This is a genomic window from Leptospira neocaledonica (assembly GCF_002812205.1).
Lineage (GTDB): Bacteria > Spirochaetota > Leptospiria > Leptospirales > Leptospiraceae > Leptospira_B > Leptospira_B neocaledonica.
In genome coordinates, this window is the sequence record NZ_NPEA01000005.1 from 338158 (window position 1) to 353238 (window position 15081).

14 protein-coding genes are annotated in these 15081 nt (G+C 41.0%); 10 read left to right on the forward strand and 4 right to left on the reverse strand.

Going from position 1 to position 15081, the window contains the following annotated elements; genetic code table 11:
* Positions 1-39: 39 nt before the first annotated feature.
* On the reverse strand, positions 40-1464 hold the full coding sequence (pyk, locus tag CH365_RS10775; RefSeq protein WP_100768566.1) for a pyruvate kinase: 1425 nt from the start codon (positions 1462-1464) through the stop codon (positions 40-42).
* A gap of 152 nt (positions 1465-1616) precedes the next feature.
* Between pyk and CH365_RS10780 the strand changes: the two genes are divergently transcribed.
* Genes CH365_RS10780 through CH365_RS10790 form a run of 3 tightly spaced genes read left to right on the forward strand, consistent with a single transcriptional unit; the run spans position 1617 to position 4398 of the window.
* On the forward strand, positions 1617-2474 hold the full coding sequence (locus CH365_RS10780) for a histone deacetylase family protein (protein WP_425268550.1): 858 nt from the start codon (positions 1617-1619) through the stop codon (positions 2472-2474).
* Positions 2475-2478: 4 nt separating this feature from the next.
* Positions 2479-3294: a hypothetical protein gene (locus CH365_RS10785; protein WP_100768568.1), complete on the forward strand. Its 816-nt coding sequence runs from the start codon at positions 2479-2481 to the stop codon at positions 3292-3294.
* Positions 3295-4398 carry a SpoIIE family protein phosphatase gene (locus CH365_RS10790; protein ID WP_100768569.1) on the forward strand — a complete coding sequence of 368 codons (1104 nt, stop codon included), beginning with the start codon at positions 3295-3297 and terminating at the stop codon, positions 4396-4398.
* Here the strand turns inward: CH365_RS10790 and CH365_RS10795 are convergent.
* The 3 genes from CH365_RS10795 to CH365_RS10805 all read right to left on the reverse strand — a co-directional run bounded on the left by CH365_RS10795 (position 4395) and on the right by CH365_RS10805 (position 8720).
* Positions 4395-6245 carry a hypothetical protein gene (locus CH365_RS10795; RefSeq protein WP_100768570.1) on the reverse strand — a complete coding sequence of 617 codons (1851 nt, stop codon included), beginning with the start codon at positions 6243-6245 and terminating at the stop codon, positions 4395-4397. The two genes, CH365_RS10790 and CH365_RS10795, sit on opposite strands and share 4 nt — an antisense overlap.
* A gap of 1 nt (position 6246) precedes the next feature.
* Positions 6247-6708 (reverse strand): putative lipoprotein, encoded by a 462-nt coding sequence (locus CH365_RS10800; RefSeq protein WP_100768571.1) that lies wholly within the window; start codon positions 6706-6708, stop codon positions 6247-6249.
* A gap of 86 nt (positions 6709-6794) precedes the next feature.
* Positions 6795-8720, reverse strand: coding sequence for a glycoside hydrolase family 36 protein (locus tag CH365_RS10805; protein WP_100768572.1), 1926 nt, complete (start codon positions 8718-8720; stop codon positions 6795-6797).
* A gap of 106 nt (positions 8721-8826) precedes the next feature.
* Between CH365_RS10805 and CH365_RS10810 the strand changes: the two genes are divergently transcribed.
* The 7 genes from CH365_RS10810 to flaA1 all read left to right on the forward strand — a co-directional run bounded on the left by CH365_RS10810 (position 8827) and on the right by flaA1 (position 15040).
* Positions 8827-9465, forward strand: a complete 639-nt coding sequence (locus CH365_RS10810) for a ribonuclease D (RefSeq protein ID WP_100768573.1) — start codon at positions 8827-8829, stop codon at positions 9463-9465.
* Positions 9462-10829, forward strand: a complete 1368-nt coding sequence (radA, locus tag CH365_RS10815) for a DNA repair protein RadA (protein WP_100768574.1) — start codon at positions 9462-9464, stop codon at positions 10827-10829. The genes CH365_RS10810 and radA overlap by 4 nt, the downstream gene beginning before the upstream one ends.
* A 26-nt stretch (positions 10830-10855) precedes the next feature.
* Positions 10856-11935 (forward strand): LIC10775 family protein, encoded by a 1080-nt coding sequence (locus CH365_RS10820; RefSeq protein ID WP_244283120.1) that lies wholly within the window; start codon positions 10856-10858, stop codon positions 11933-11935.
* Positions 11936-11941: 6 nt separating this feature from the next.
* Positions 11942-12748: a hypothetical protein gene (locus CH365_RS10825; protein WP_100768576.1), complete on the forward strand. Its 807-nt coding sequence runs from the start codon at positions 11942-11944 to the stop codon at positions 12746-12748.
* Positions 12749-13098: 350 nt separating this feature from the next.
* Positions 13099-13332: a DNA-binding protein gene (locus tag CH365_RS10830; RefSeq protein ID WP_100768577.1), complete on the forward strand. Its 234-nt coding sequence runs from the start codon at positions 13099-13101 to the stop codon at positions 13330-13332.
* Between the two features lie 34 nt (positions 13333-13366).
* Complete coding sequence (flaA2, locus tag CH365_RS10835; protein ID WP_100768677.1) at positions 13367-14080, forward strand: flagellar filament outer layer protein FlaA2; 714 nt, start codon at positions 13367-13369, stop codon at positions 14078-14080.
* Between the two features lie 18 nt (positions 14081-14098).
* Positions 14099-15040, forward strand: a complete 942-nt coding sequence (flaA1, locus tag CH365_RS10840; RefSeq protein ID WP_100768578.1) for a flagellar filament outer layer protein FlaA1 — start codon at positions 14099-14101, stop codon at positions 15038-15040.
* The last annotated feature ends 41 nt before the right edge of the window (positions 15041-15081 follow it).

Sequence of the window (15081 nt, forward strand, 5' to 3'; positions counted from 1 at the left end):
TAAGAGCGAGCTATTAAAAGTATATTCGATATTAAAGAATTATCGTATTTTATAAATTTGTAAAAAGTCTACGGACTTGGCTTCTCCTCCAGGCGCTCCGGAAAGAATGACCACTATATCTCCGGGAGTAAGCATCCCGTCTTCGGGAAGTCTAGTTTCCATAAAACGGATCATATCGAAAAAAGTTTCCATGAATGGCATAACATAAGGCTGTACACCTCGATACAATTTCATCTTTCTTGCTGTAGCTAAATAAGGAGTAAAAGAAAGGATAGGGACCTTGGGTCTCATCTCCGAAGTGATGAGTGCTGAATATCCGCTTCTTGTAAAATTCACAATTGCTTTTGCGTTGATGCTATGTGCGATTTCTCTTGCGGCGGAACCTAAGGCAGCTCTTTCTATTTCTAATTCGGATTTTTTTAAGTTCCAATGGATCTCATAAATACGATCCAAGTTTTCGGTTTCTCTCAGGATCTTTGCCATCATTTCGGCAGATTCCACAGGGTATTTTCCGCTCGCAGATTCGCCGGATAACATGACTGCATCCGTTCCATCCATGACCGCATTTGCAACATCGCTTGCTTCTGCTCTAGTCGGTCTCGGGTTATCGACCATAGATTCTAACATTTGAGTGGCGGTGATTACCGGTTTCCCTGCGCGATTCGCTTTATAGATGAGTTCTTTTTGTAAAACTGGGACTCTTTCCGTTTCTACTTCTACTCCAAGGTCTCCTCTCGCGATCATAATCCCGTCTGCAGCTTCTAAAATTTCATCTATATTACGGATTGCTTCAGGTCTTTCTATTTTGGCAATGAGTCCTGTTTGGGTTCCTCTCATCATTTCCCTGGCTAGTTCCAAGTCTGAGGCCCTTCTTACAAAACTTAATGCGACGTAATCCACTCCTAAATTGAGTGCAAACTTCAGATCGAGTAGATCTTTTTCGGAAAGTGCAGGTGCAGAGATAGGAGTTCCGGGCAAATTAATTCCTTTGTTGCTTTTTAGAATTCCTCCTATTATAACTTTCAAAACGGCTTCTTTGCTTGATTTGGATTCGACTTCTAGTACGAGTTTACCGTCATCTACTAATAGTTTGTCTCCCGAACGAAGATCTTCTATCATGGCAGGGTAGGTAGTGCCGACCGCCTCGGAATCTCCTAAGTATTCCGCGTCGGGTAAAAGTCTGATCTTGTTTCCCTTTTCTAATTCGATTTGGGGAACCCGGAGTTTTCCGGTTCTGATTTTTGGTCCCTGCAGATCCGCCATGATGCCGAGAGGAACGCCGGACTCGGATTCGCATTTTCGCAAAGTTTCAAAAACTTTTTTGTGAACTTCGTGAGTGCCGTGAGAGAAATTCATTCTCGCGATGTCCATTCCGGCTCGGAGAAGTGCGGTGATAGTATTTTCATCTGAGGAAGAAGGACCAATGGTACAGACCATTTTGGTTTTTTTTTCCGGGCTAAACATGAATGGGAACCTCCGAAAATTTGGACGTATTTAAGAATGCTATTTCGTTCTTTACGGGGCGAAACGGAAGGGTAAGCTTGGGAAAAAAAAGGCACACCCAATTGCGCCAACTGTTAGAACGGCTCGCCCTAGTTTATCATCCGGAATACAATATGGACCTGGGTCCCCACGTATTCCCCGCACGTAAATACGCAATGATATACAATCAAGTCAAGGAAGATCCTAAACTTTCTTCTTTGCCTGCCCTCCAACCGGCCCCGGTCGGAGAGGAAGAATTAAGCCTAGTCCATACTCCAGAATTCATTTCCGATTTTATGAATTTGAGATATACGGATCGGACCATGTATTCAGAACTTCCTCTCAACCAAACCATGGTCAGAAGTTTTTGCCTAGGAGTGGGAGGGACCATTCTCGCAACCGAGATGACCGAAAATTATAAATATGTGTATCATATTGGCGGCGGATTCCATCATAGTATGCCGGACCGAGCAGAAGGTTTCTGCTATCTGAACGACGCTGCCATCGCGACGAAACTTTATCTGCAAAAATATCCGGAACGAAAGGTTTTATTTATAGATCTGGATCTTCACCAAGGAAACGGGAACGCCAGAATTTTCCAAGGAGATCCTTCCGTTTGGACTTTTTCTATGCACCAAGAAGAGTTATATCCTAAAAAAGAGAAGTCCAATTTGGATATACCTTTGGACAACGGAACGGGCGATAAAATGTATCTTTCTTGTTTGGGGGAAGGTTTGGAAAAGATCCGAAAAGAATTTAAACCGGATCTGATCTATTATTTTGCGGGCGCAGATCCTTTCGAGGATGATTCTCTCGGGGATTTGAAACTTACTTTCGATGGGTTGAAGGCAAGGGATAAAATGGTAAAAACTTTCGCGGATTCTTTGGATATTCCTGTGGTAATCATGCCCGCAGGAGGTTATGCCAGGAATTTCCACGATACTGTACGTATTCATTTTAATACGATCAGGGTTTTCGCCTCCTTAATTTAATTACATGAGTATATTTTCCGGTTCAGATAAATCCACTTCGGGGCAGAGTTATATCGACCCTGAAGCATTAGGCCTCATAGACGTAAACAGGGAATTCAAAACACATCTAGGGATAGAAGATACACTATTCAATCGATTCTCTAGTAAAGAAGTGCACGAACTTTTGGAACAATCCGGAATGTTCGAAATGTTGCAATTTAGGGGATTCCAAAAAACTAAATTAGAGATCCATGGAATTTCCGAAGTGGATAATCGGATCTATATCAAGACCGAAGAAAACGAAATTTTAGTCCATATGCGTTTGAAATTCTCCGACTTTCTTTTCAAAAAGATAGGAGAATCCTTTCCGATGATCTATATCGATTGGCTTTTAAGCCAAAACGTAAGGCTCGGAAAATTGGGAGAAAAGAAAAAATTATTCGAAGGCCAGGAATATCCCGGCCTGAATATTATGAACGAGATCACTTCTTTTATCCGTTTACTTTCCGGAAAAATTGGAGCAGCGGGCGCTTTTAATATTCCCGAATATTTTCATGACGCGGTCCTATTTCATAAAAATTTCAGATATTTAGCTCCAGAAAAAGAAGGAGAATTTCGGGCACTACTCAGATGTTTTAAAAAAGAAAATCTGAGATCTCTTTCTGGAGCCATTCACTCCGGAAAAATTTTAGATCGCCAGACCTCTGCAGTATACTCCTGGAGTTACGGAGAAATGGTCTCCGCAACCAATCCGTATCTCGAAAAATCCTTGTTTGACGAACAGTATGATTCTATCGTTGCCAGAATTTCCGAGACCAGGGAATTTTCTAGGATCGATTAGATGACATCAATTACGATTAAGCCTGAAATTCTGATCATAGACGACGATCGGGACGTAGGAGAGGCCTTGGAAATTCTTCTCTCCAAATTAGGTTATAATTCTACTTTTTTCGATTCAGTGGAGAAGGGTAAGGAATATTTCGAAAAAGAATCCAACCCGATCGTCTTTTTGGACATCCATATGCCGAAAACCAGCGGGTTGGACGTCCTACCTTATTTCAAAAATTTGAATCCTGCGACCCAAGTCATTATGATGACTGGCGAAAGGGATATCAATAATGTGGTGACTTCTCTTACCTATAAGGCTTCCGATTTTCTTTTAAAACCATTCTCTCTCCAGACAGTACGTATCGCAGTCCAAAGAGCATTGGATTATTATACTTTACTAAAGGAGAAGGAAGCGAGAGACGAAAATATCCTCCGAGATCTGAGACTTGCCTCTAAGATCCAAAAAAAGATCCTTTCGGTCCCGGTAATTTCTCCTTTAGAAGTGATAGTGGACAATACTCCGGCGTCTTTCGTGAGTGGGGATTTTTACGTTCTTTCTAAAATAGAGAACAAGGTAATGGTCCTACTCGGAGATATCGAAGATCATGGAGTGACTTCCGGACTTATCGGGCTTCTCATGACAAGCATTGCAAGAGAGGTGTATAAAGAAGACCAGAACCCTTCTAATGTTCTGAAAAGAATGAACCTGGAACTTGCTCAAGAGATAGGAACTCATAGTTTGACTGCTGCGGTTGCCGTGATCGATCTGGAAAAAAAGACGATCTGTTATGCAAGGGGAGGTCATCCTTTCCCGGTTTTATACCAGGCAGCCGGACAAAAACTTTTGAATGAAAAATCGGGCCAGTTACTTGGGATTATGGACAATCTGGAATTCGAATCTCATGAGATCTCTTATGAGACTGGGGATGTTTTGTTCTTATACAGCGACGGATTATTAAATAGTCTATCCAGTCCACTATTCAAAGAGCTGGAAGATGTCCGCAAAAAAGATTTAGGGATAGAAGAATACCAAGAAGCGATCCGAACTTTTAGTAAGGTAAGTTTGCCTACTAGAGAATTTCGAGACGATTCCAGTTATCTATTATTAAGGCTCTAATTTTCTTTCGGGTGCTCCGGTTTGGCATTCGGAAAAGTTCCTTTTCGAATATTAAAAAATAGTAATTCAGGTAAGGAGAAGAGTGCAGACTGCAATCCATCTTTGGCTCTTTTACCTTTGTCGAATGGACTGGTAAATATTCCCAAGGTGAAATTTCCAATTCCCCAACCTAAATTTACGATCCCATAAACAGGGCGGAGTAGGATTGTATCATCCGTAAAAAATACGAACGAAGAATCATCCGGATTTGGTTGATAGATGCTGGAGCTGAAAACATTAGATTCTTTTAGATAAGTTTTCCATTTAGGATTCGATTTGTATAATTTTTCCAAAGCGAATTTTCGATGAGAAAGTTCCAAGGTTTCTTCTTTTATATTCCATTTTTCGGTTATGGAATCGTAAGCAATAAATGGAATAAATGTGAGAGAAGAATGAGGATCGATTCTTTTTCCCAGAACGGTCTCATATTCTTTTTGATTCAGGATAAACTCTAAAGAATCAAAAATTTCAGAAGTGCAGTTCTTGGTAATCAGTTTGAAAGTATAAAAATGTTTTAGGTTCTCATAATATGTTTCTTCTTCCTTTTCGGAAAGAAGTAATCTTTTGGATATGAACTCTTGCTCCGGGGTTGGAAAAGAAAATACAAAATTGCCGGAAAGATCGGGAGAAAGTTTATCAAAAGTATTTCGGATAGAAATACCTCTGCTCAAACCGGTTCTTAATTCCCAGTCCCTGTTTTCTAAGTCTTCCCAAATGAGATAATTTTCTTCGTTTAGATTTTCGGTTTTTAGTCTTTCTTCTCTGAATGTTTTAGATGCTTCTAATAATAATGTAGAACTTGCCTCGACACCCTTCTTGTCTTTGGACCAGGTGGTGGGAGTGATCTGGGAAACGGATTCTGGAAAGGTAACTAAAAAATAAAGTCTTCCTTCTTCTATACTCTTTTCTAAAACTAAATATCTTGCTAGATTCACTAAAACACTGTGTCCCCAGTTTGAATTTTCTTCTTTTATCAATTCGATTATGGAAAGTTTGATAGAGTCTCGTAGTGAGATTAGTTTTGATCTTTCTTCTTCGTTCAAAAATTTACCGGAAGATAGAAAAATCGTCTCGGAATCCAAAGAATATCCTGAATCTAAGATCTCTAACACGGAAAGTTTTTCTAGTCTGGGTAAAAACCAGGAAGAAATTCCTTCTTTATAAAATGGATAGATTCCGTTTTGCACAGGAGGAGCCTCGGAGAAGATTGCGAATTTTCCACCTGAGAATGCGGAATTTAATTCTGCTTTGATCTGGGTCCTCAATTTCCCAAGCCAACCTTTGCCGAGGGTGGAGTTTAGTTCTTCTCTTAGGGAAACTGTAGATTTGGATCCTTCTTCTTTTTTAAAATAACCAAAAGTCCTGATTCTGATATTTTTTTCAGGTTGTTGTAATTCTTTTAAAAATTGTACATCTGCACGGATAGATTCTAAATTTTTAAGATGTTTGAATTGTATGAGAGCTAATTTTTCGAAACCAGTTCTGATTTTATCCAGATCCTTTTCCGAGATCCCGACACGTGCGATCTTACTTGTTCGATTGGAATAAGTATTATAAGAATAGGAAAATCTTTCATAAGATTCCCGGACGACTCTGAATATTTCGTCTGGATAATATTGGAAATGGATGACCGTATCATCAAATCTAAGTGCGGAATGTCCTCCGCTTGATTGACCAATATTTGCATCCACATAGATGAAATCCAGATAGGTTTCTTGAGAATAGATGGTAGAGTAAGGAAGAAATAAAAAAAGAAGAAGAAGTAAGCGACCTTTTAGAAAAGGCCGCTTATATACACTTGATCTCAAATTAGAGGGAAAGATAGCCTCTTTCCAAAGCTTTTACGATCTCAGGTTTAGAATTTACGTTTGCTGCAAAATGTTTAAAACCTTCCGAATCCACTCCTGCTTTTTTGAGTCCTCTTCCGATGGAAACATAAGTGCTGTTTGAATTTTTCCAATTAGTCACTCCGTTTTTAGAAGCGAGTTCTGCCAGATCCGATTCGAATTCTAAAGAACGAGTGGATCCTGTTTGTAAATAGAAAGCGGTTAGGTTTTCCACATCTCTATAAAATCCTTTCTTTTCTGCTGCTTCGTCTTTGGAAGAAGAGGAAACAGAAGAAACTACGGAGACAATAGCATTGGAAAGACTTTGTAGTGAGTCCGAAGATTTAGAAATGGAATTTGATATAGTATCTAAAAAACAATTTTGGGAGAGTAGGATCCCGAATATTAGAAAACCTATTCCCAGAATTTTGTGAAAAAATTTCATCTATGTACCTCGCCTTTGATCTTCCGAATTTTGGAAGAAAGTTTCTGACACGTTCGTGTCTATTCTCACCCTGATTTAAGCAAGAGTCAACTTAGTTTTCCAGAATGTAAGACCACCGTGGACCAAGGTTCCATTTCAATTTTGAGAATTTTTTTACGGGAATCTATTTCCAAGGAGTCCGGCTTTTTTCCTGTCCAATAATCTATGGAATTCTTTTTGTCCCAAGGGAAGAATAAGGAGAGCGAGATCTCTTTCTTTTCGTCGCTTGGATTCCAAATCCCTAAATAACCGGAAGGATTGTAGAGAGCGCTCGGGAAAAATTCAGTCCCAAGTCCCACTGGTAGAGGAGTTTTACTTCTACATTTGGATTGGAGCGCTAAACTTTTTTGTAATAATTCCAAACGATCTTCGTTCACCAAAGAAAGATCGTCGGAAACGAATAACATTCCTCCGGAAACGGACATGATACTTGCCATAATCTTTGTTTGGGCTTCCGTCATGCTGTTTTTCTTTTTTCGAACTAGAAGACAATCCGGATCATTCAGCCAAAGTGTTCTGTGCATAGAGGCTCTGGTAATATCGTTGATCAACGCTCTTTCCGTACAGAGTCCGTTTCTATCTTTTACTAAGATCCTGGATTTTTCTCTGTACCAAAAAGGTGCCACATCGCAGGAAATTCTCATTGCATCAAATAATCCGATAGAAGGAAGCATGGGAGCTCCGCAACCTAAGATGAAGATATCTTTTCCGACAACTTTTCGGATGAACTTAATTGCATCCGCATAACGAGTATGAGGTGATACGCTTCGATCATAAGTCCAACCGGGTAATAATGCGGAATATAAAAAATCCAATTTTAAGTATTTGTATCCGTACTCTTTTACGATGGTTTTGAAAACTGTGGCTAAAAATTCTTTAGAAGCAGGGTGGGTAACATCCAAACTATAAGTATAATCCACTCCCCAGTTCGGATTCCAAAGCGCAGGGACTGGATTTCCGTCTCTGTCTTTCAAAACTGCTTCCGGGAATTTTTGGAAAAATTTGGATTTTTTACGCACTAAGAAAGGAGCAAGCCAGATCCCAGGCATTAATTTTTCGGAACGGATCGCTTCTGCCAGAAGTCCCATTCCACCCGGAAAACGATCGTTTGTTTCCAACCAATCTCCTATTTCTGCTTGGTAACCGTCATCTATTTGAAAAACTTTTAAGCCTAAGTTTTTGGATCTGAGTTCTTTTAGATTTTGGAGAATAATTTTCTCCGAAATTTTGGTATAATAATGATACCAAGAACACCAACCTGTTGGAACCTGCGTTTCGGGAAGTTTGACCTTTAGATTTTTTGCAAGTTCTGCAAAAAAGTTTTTTATAAAAATCGCTTCGTCGCCTGTGAATTTGGAGACACGGATCTGAGTAAGAGGAAGTTTGTTCCCCTTAAAATCTTCGAAGCGGTGAAAATCATACACCACTCGAATATCTCCGTCAAAAAAATGTTCAACAGTCTTTTTGGAAGAAGGTGAAGTAAGAATTTTGAACTTAACTCCTTCTTCTCCTTTAGAGACTGCGCCTGCAAAAAATTTGGAGTCTTCGTTTTTAGGCAGAAGGATAACGTAGGCTTCTGAGATCCAGTTACCTTCTTCTCCAGCATGTTCCGAATAGATATTTTCTTGGGAGAATTGTAAAAATCCTAACTTGGGAGAAATATCCGAGTCTTGTAAATTTTCGGAAGCGGAGAGACTCCAGGATTGGTATCCATGTCGGAAGATCCTTCCTTCTTTGATTCCATGAGAAGGAAGTTCCCATTCCAGGGTCAAAAGTTCTAAACCTGCAGGAGGCCTTCTTTCTGCTATCCATTCTAAAACGGGAGCGTAAGTGGATTTCCCCTGAGATTTGACTAATTTAAAGGAAAACTTATAATTCCCGCAATCGCTCTTGGTCTCGGCTTTTCCCACCGGGAACTCAAACTGAGATTTTTGTTCTTCTTCATAGATACGGGTTCGCAAAACTGCTTTCATTCTGGGACGATGGTTTACTGATTCGAAAGATAGAAAAGGAAAAAAACCGGCGGAGGGGCCGGACTTTTCTTGCGGACCTGAGATCCGGTTCGATTATTTTGGCTTTATGGCATCTAACCGCGCGAACAATAAACCCGATCTGTTTCCGGGGGATCTTTCCGAAGAAAGACTGAAGGAATATTTAGAAGACGATCATTTGGCAGTAGATTGTGAAATGATGGGTTTAAATCCCAGAAGAGATCGTCTTTGCGTGGTCCAGATCTGTGATTCCAAAAATCGCGTGAGCCTGGTTCAAATTTTACCGAACCAAACAGAGGCACCTCGGCTTAAAAAATTATTCGAAAATCCTGATATTATCAAGGTATTCCATTTTGCCAGGATGGATACTCTGTTCTTAAGATACAGACTTGGGATTTTGACCAAAGGGATTTTCTGTACAAAGATCGGATCTAAACTTGCACGCACTTATACGGATAGACATGGTCTGAAAGATATTATTAGAGAATTTTTCGACGAGACTTTGGACAAAAAGAATCAATCTTCCGATTGGGGTGCCCAAACTCTTACTAAGGATCAGATTGATTATGCATCGGGAGATGTTTTGTTTCTAATTTCTCTCTCCCAAAAACTCACTCAGATACTCATCAGAGAAGGAAGATATGAACTCGCCCAAGAGGCGTTCCACTGTCTTCCGGTATTCAATCAGATCGATTGGCTTCAAATGGAGAATTTATTCGAACATTGAAAAAGAAAATTTCCAAAACCTTTCTTTGCCAATCCTGCGGACAGGAATTTTCCCGTTGGGCAGGTAAATGTGAATCCTGCGGTAAATGGAATACGATCGTAGAAGAATCGGGAGGGGATCGTTTTTCTTCTTCTCCCAGTTATAAAAAATCGGCGGTTTATAAGGAACCCGTTCCTATAGATTCGATTCCTTCCGACGATACAAAACGTCTGAGTTCGGGGCTTGCCGAATTGGATTTGGTTTTAGGCGGGGGACTCGTTCCTGGAAGTTTGATTTTGGTAGGTGGAGAACCTGGGGTAGGTAAGTCCACTCTCATCTTAGAGATTAGCAGAAGTATGATCTCTCAAGGTAAAAAGATTTTATATATATCCGGTGAGGAGTCTGCGGCACAAGTCGGACTCAGGGCCGCAAGGATGAATGTTCTATCAGAGAACCTTCTTCTTTCCTCCGAAACGTACGCGGAGAATATTTCCGCAATGGTCGAGGATGTTTCTCCTGATCTGGTATTCGTGGATTCAATCCAAACGCTTACAAGAGAAGCACTTCCGAACCAAGCGGGAACAGTCACACAACTACGAGAATGTACACAGGTGCTTTTGGAAACCGCAAAGCGGACCGGAATTCCAATCCTAATGACAGGTCATATCACTAAAGATGGTGCGATCGCAGGTCCTAAGGTATTGGAACATTTAGTCGATACGGTACTATATTTCGAAGGGGACAAACTGAATTATTTCAGACTTCTTCGTGCCGTAAAAAACAGATTCGGCGCGGTAGGAGACCTTGCAGTTTTCGAAATGTTGGAATCCGGACTCAAAGAAGTAAAAGACAGACAAAGAGTATTTATCAGTTCACTTACGGAAGGAAAAAGTGGATCGGTCATAAGTTCGGTATTAGAAGGAAGCCGCGCTCTGAGTGTAGAAGTCCAAGCCTTGGTGAGTAGAACCAATTATTCCCAGGCAAGAAGAATGGCAGAAGGTCCCGACACCCGAAGACTCATTCTGCTTGCTGCGGTCATCGAAAAATACTTAGGTCATACATTATCAGAATGTGATATATTTGGAAACTTGGCGGGTGGACTACAAGTCGACGAACCTGCACTCGATCTTGCAATCTGTGCTTCTATACTTTCCAGTTATACGGAAAGACCGGTCCAGCCCGGATTTGCTGTCATTGGAGAAGTAGGACTTTCCGGAGAAGTTCGTTCTGTCGGGCAGGTCTCCCTTCGTTTAAAAGAATTAAAAGGTGTAGGCATCGAAACAGTGTTTCTTCCCAAAGGAAATCTGGCCGAACTCGAAAAAATTCCCGGAATGGAAATTGTAGGAATTAGCGCTCTAAGAGAATTAGAAGGTTTGTTTAAGTGAAAACCCGGATAATAGGCAATCCGTCTGTGCGCGTTTCGTATATTATAAAATTATTATATATAATTCTTTTAACTGCGCTCCCGGCACTCGCCTCGCCTACATTCGCCCAAGATGTGGATCCGCTACTTCGCCAGCCTTGGTTTGGAGATCAGGAAAAAAAGGAAGAACTACTTTTTAACAGACTACAAACTGCGTTTCGTTTAAGCGCTCATTATGTTTGGAAAACGGATTCAAGATCCCGAAATTATCGTTTTTACAAAGACGGAAGAGTGGAGATGATACTGGATCGGAATTATAAGGAAGTATTTCCGAACCGACAAGAATTGGATCTACATTATAGCGAAGCAGAAAGTTTACAAAAACATGCAAATCCTTATTCTGCAATTCGACTCTTAAAAGGTTCCATGTACTGTTATCGATTGAGATACGGAAAATTGGTACCGGAAGGTTATGAAAGAACCGCAAAACTTTTGGGAAAATTTTTGGACCAATATTCTCATAAAGAAAAGGAACTACAGAGATTTACCGATCCATTCGGTTGTTGGACACCGGAAGTTTTAAAGATCAGAAGTTCTGACTTTGCCTATTCATTGGATCTTCCTCCGGAATTAACTTATCTATTTCCGGATGAGGATAGAGAGTTTTCTGGAGAAGATTCGGATTATCTTTGGCAGGTGCATAGATTCTACCAAAACTTTCCTGTGGAAGGAGGACCTTCTACTTGGGAAAAAGAATATAGAAAGAGTAGTGAAGGGATCTTATTTTTTCGACCGGATCGGATCGTATTCACGATAGGCACTACACTTCATTTTCATCCTTCTATATTTAACGCACAAAATTACTATCTTATATGGGATTCACTTCGAGGGATCAACACAAGGACGATGAGAGAATGGAATTATCTTCGCAAAAAAGAAGGAGACCTATATAGAACAAGTTTCGATTTTGTAGGAGAAGACGGACGTAAGAGCCAGATTATCGTTTTGGAAAAATTTTATTTAAGAGGAACCAGGGGGATACTATTCTCTTTGGCTTATCCTAGCAAATTAGAAGCCCTGGGCACCAAAATCTGGAGTGGATTTTCTTCCTCTATCGTCGTAGAATAGGAGGAAATGTTTGCCTTAGTCAAAAACTGGGAAAACCAAAAACCTAAAAAGCCGGAACCTCCTTGGAGATTATTGGGTTTGGGCCTTCTGTTCGTAAATGGAATGGCCGCACTCTTCCTGCCGATCGGCCTTTTCGGGACCTTGATCTCTACGATCGCCTGCCTCGGTTTCTTATTTCTTCCTCTGTTTTTTATAACCTTAAGGCTGACCAAGTTTTACGGAAATAGTATATTCTTTGCCTTGTTCCTTGGTTTTATCTCTGCACCTGTTTCCGCTCTATATTTAAGTCATGCATTCGGTTTTTTTCTAGGACTAAAATCCCCGGAACAAACCATCTTCCAAAAAGATAGTGGTGTTTCTAATTCTCATATTTATAGATTTACCGATTCCAAGTTTTTATACAAATACCAGATAACTAAGACCACTCCAGGTTCTATTAAGAAAACATTGTATTTTCATGTGGCACCTTGGGTTTCTTCCGATTGGAAAGAAGGGGATGAGGTCCTAACCTGGGCGGTTTGCCCCCAATTTTCCGAAAAAGTATGTGATTGGGACAAACAAAACACTCGAGTAGGGCAGTCTTTATCCCATTCGAATATAGCTGGATTGAACTCGTATTATACGGAAGCAATCCAGGAAGCCTGCAAAAAATTCGGATTCGATCCACCCAAAAACCCCCGGATCCTATTGCCGATCTCCAATCCGGAAGAAGTTTTGTTCAATATGGGAGTCCTGGGGCTTGCGGGCCTTCTCGCCCTGAACTATATATGGATCATTGGGATCCTTGTTTGGAATAAGAAACGCGGAGTTTAGGAGACACTGAGTCTTTGGCACACAGAGACACTAAGTCACAGAGAGATTTTTAAGTTTGTAGGAATTTCCAACAAAACCAAACCTCCGCGGCTCTGCGCCTCTGTGTGAAATAACCCCTGTGTCTCTTAAAATCTCTATGCTCTCTGTGCGAAAAAAAGAAAAGCCGGAAAATTATGTCTCTTAAGAAAGGCCTGGTATGAGAGGAGTTCCTTCACCTGGGGGAGTCTTTTCGGTCTCGTGGTCCGTTTTTTTCGATTTTTTCTTCTGAATGGCAAAAAACTTTTTACTTGGCTAATTTTGGAACTTAGGCTACCGATATTTATACACAGAGACGGGAAGGAGAAATCTATTTGGACCCCGAAATCCTAACGGAGAAGGTCGCAACCCAGAACAAAAAGTTTCTGGTAGATCTAAAACGGAACGAGAACGGATACTATTTAAAAGTTTCCGAATGGTCCAATAGTAAAAAATCTTCCATATTCATTCCGGCAGAAGGTGTCGGAAAGATGATTGAGGTATTGCGTAAATTCCAAGACCTGATACAGGATGGAGATATTACGGACATCCCTCCCTCTCGGAATTAGATTGGATTGCACTAAATCTTTAGGAGATGTTCTCATGGGGAAAAAGACGTACTTATTAGCTAGCGTTCTCTTTTTCTTGGCGATTACCGGAACTTCCGGTCAGCAGCCTGCGGGAGGGAACCAAGGCGGCCAAGGCGGCCAAGCACCGGATCCCCTCGAGAAAATTATACTCGAAAACTTCGAGGAGTCCGAAGACTGGAGAGCTAAGTCTACTACTCCCCTGGGAGAGACTAAAACTCTTAAGATGGTTCAAAGAGGTCTGATCCGAGACGTATTCGATGAGAATACTGTACCGGATAATGGTGGAGACCAATTAGAAAAGAATCATATCCTCGGAATCAAAACGTATTATACCGATAGAGGATTCGATCGTGTAGAAGTTTTCCCTCCTCACGAATATATCGTAAAAGGAAAAGCTCGCCAGGTTTCTATTTGGGCTCTGGGAAGAAAATTCCGTCACACTCTGTTCGTTAAACTGAGAGACTATAGAGGAAAAACCCATAATATCAGAATGGGCCGCTTGGATTATTTCGGTTGGAGAAAATTAACTGCAACCGTTCCGGGATTCGTTCCTCAAAGTACCAGATTTGCATTATTGGATAAGAACCTAAGATTCGTTTCCATTTTCGTGACCTCGGATGTTCATGAAGTGGGAGGAAGCTTCTACTTTTATGTGGATGATTTGGAAGTTCGTGCCGATAAATCTGATACAAAGTATCCTGGTTCTGAAATTAAGGACAATTGGTGATCTTTCGGTAGGACATGTATGAAAAACCTCAGCAAAAAAATTAAAATCACCGCGGCACTAACAGTAGGTATTTCTTCCATCCTTCTACTTGGGACCGTGAGCGCACAATTTATCAAAAAGAAAAAAGGTGGGATCGAATCTCCTACCGGTATCGACGTAAGTGGAATGGAGCTACGCTCCATCACTGTAGAATCCTGGGATAATCCTCCGGGTTCTGCTCCTTTCGGTTGGGAAGTTACTACCGATAAGGACACCTTAGTTCCTCAAGGACAACAGGGCCAGTACCAGCCTACCGCTTCCAACGCGCAAGCATTGAGAGAAGTTAAACTGCTACCTGGAAAACCTGGAGACATTAAGAACGTAGACGCTGGAACCGGAAAAGTTCTGGGTATCAAGTTTGCATTCACTTTCCCGGGCGATAACTCTGTTAGTATCCGTCCTCCTCGCACTCCTGAATACGAGATCGTTCGTAAGATGGCTTACTTGGACGCGAACAACAAGAGAAAAGAATTCAAGATCTATGGTGTTGAATTCCCAGGGATCGTAAAAGCGGTTTCTGTTTGGGTTTGCGGTCGTGGTAACGAGTATAACTTAGAAGGTTGGTTAGAAGATTGGAAAGGTGATTCTCATATCTTCCAATTCGGAGACCTGGACTTTATCGGTTGGAGACCTCTAACTTTTGAAATTCCTCCGGGAGTTCCACAAGACGTAAACTCTTTCCCACAAGTAAAGACACTTGTATTCAAACAATTTAAAATTCGTTCTCGTAACGATACGAGCGGAGAAACCGTATATCTCTTCTTTGATGAGCTAAGAGTTCTTTCCGACGTATTCGAAGTTCACTTCGACGGAGCTTCTATCGACTTCGATGCGGATGATTGCCGCTCTAAACGTAAGTTGGATAAGATGTTAAAAGTGAAAGCAGAGAAAGAATGTGAAGGTGGTGGAAACGGCAAGTAAGCCTTTCTCACAATCCGACTCTAATGAAACGCGGGAAATCT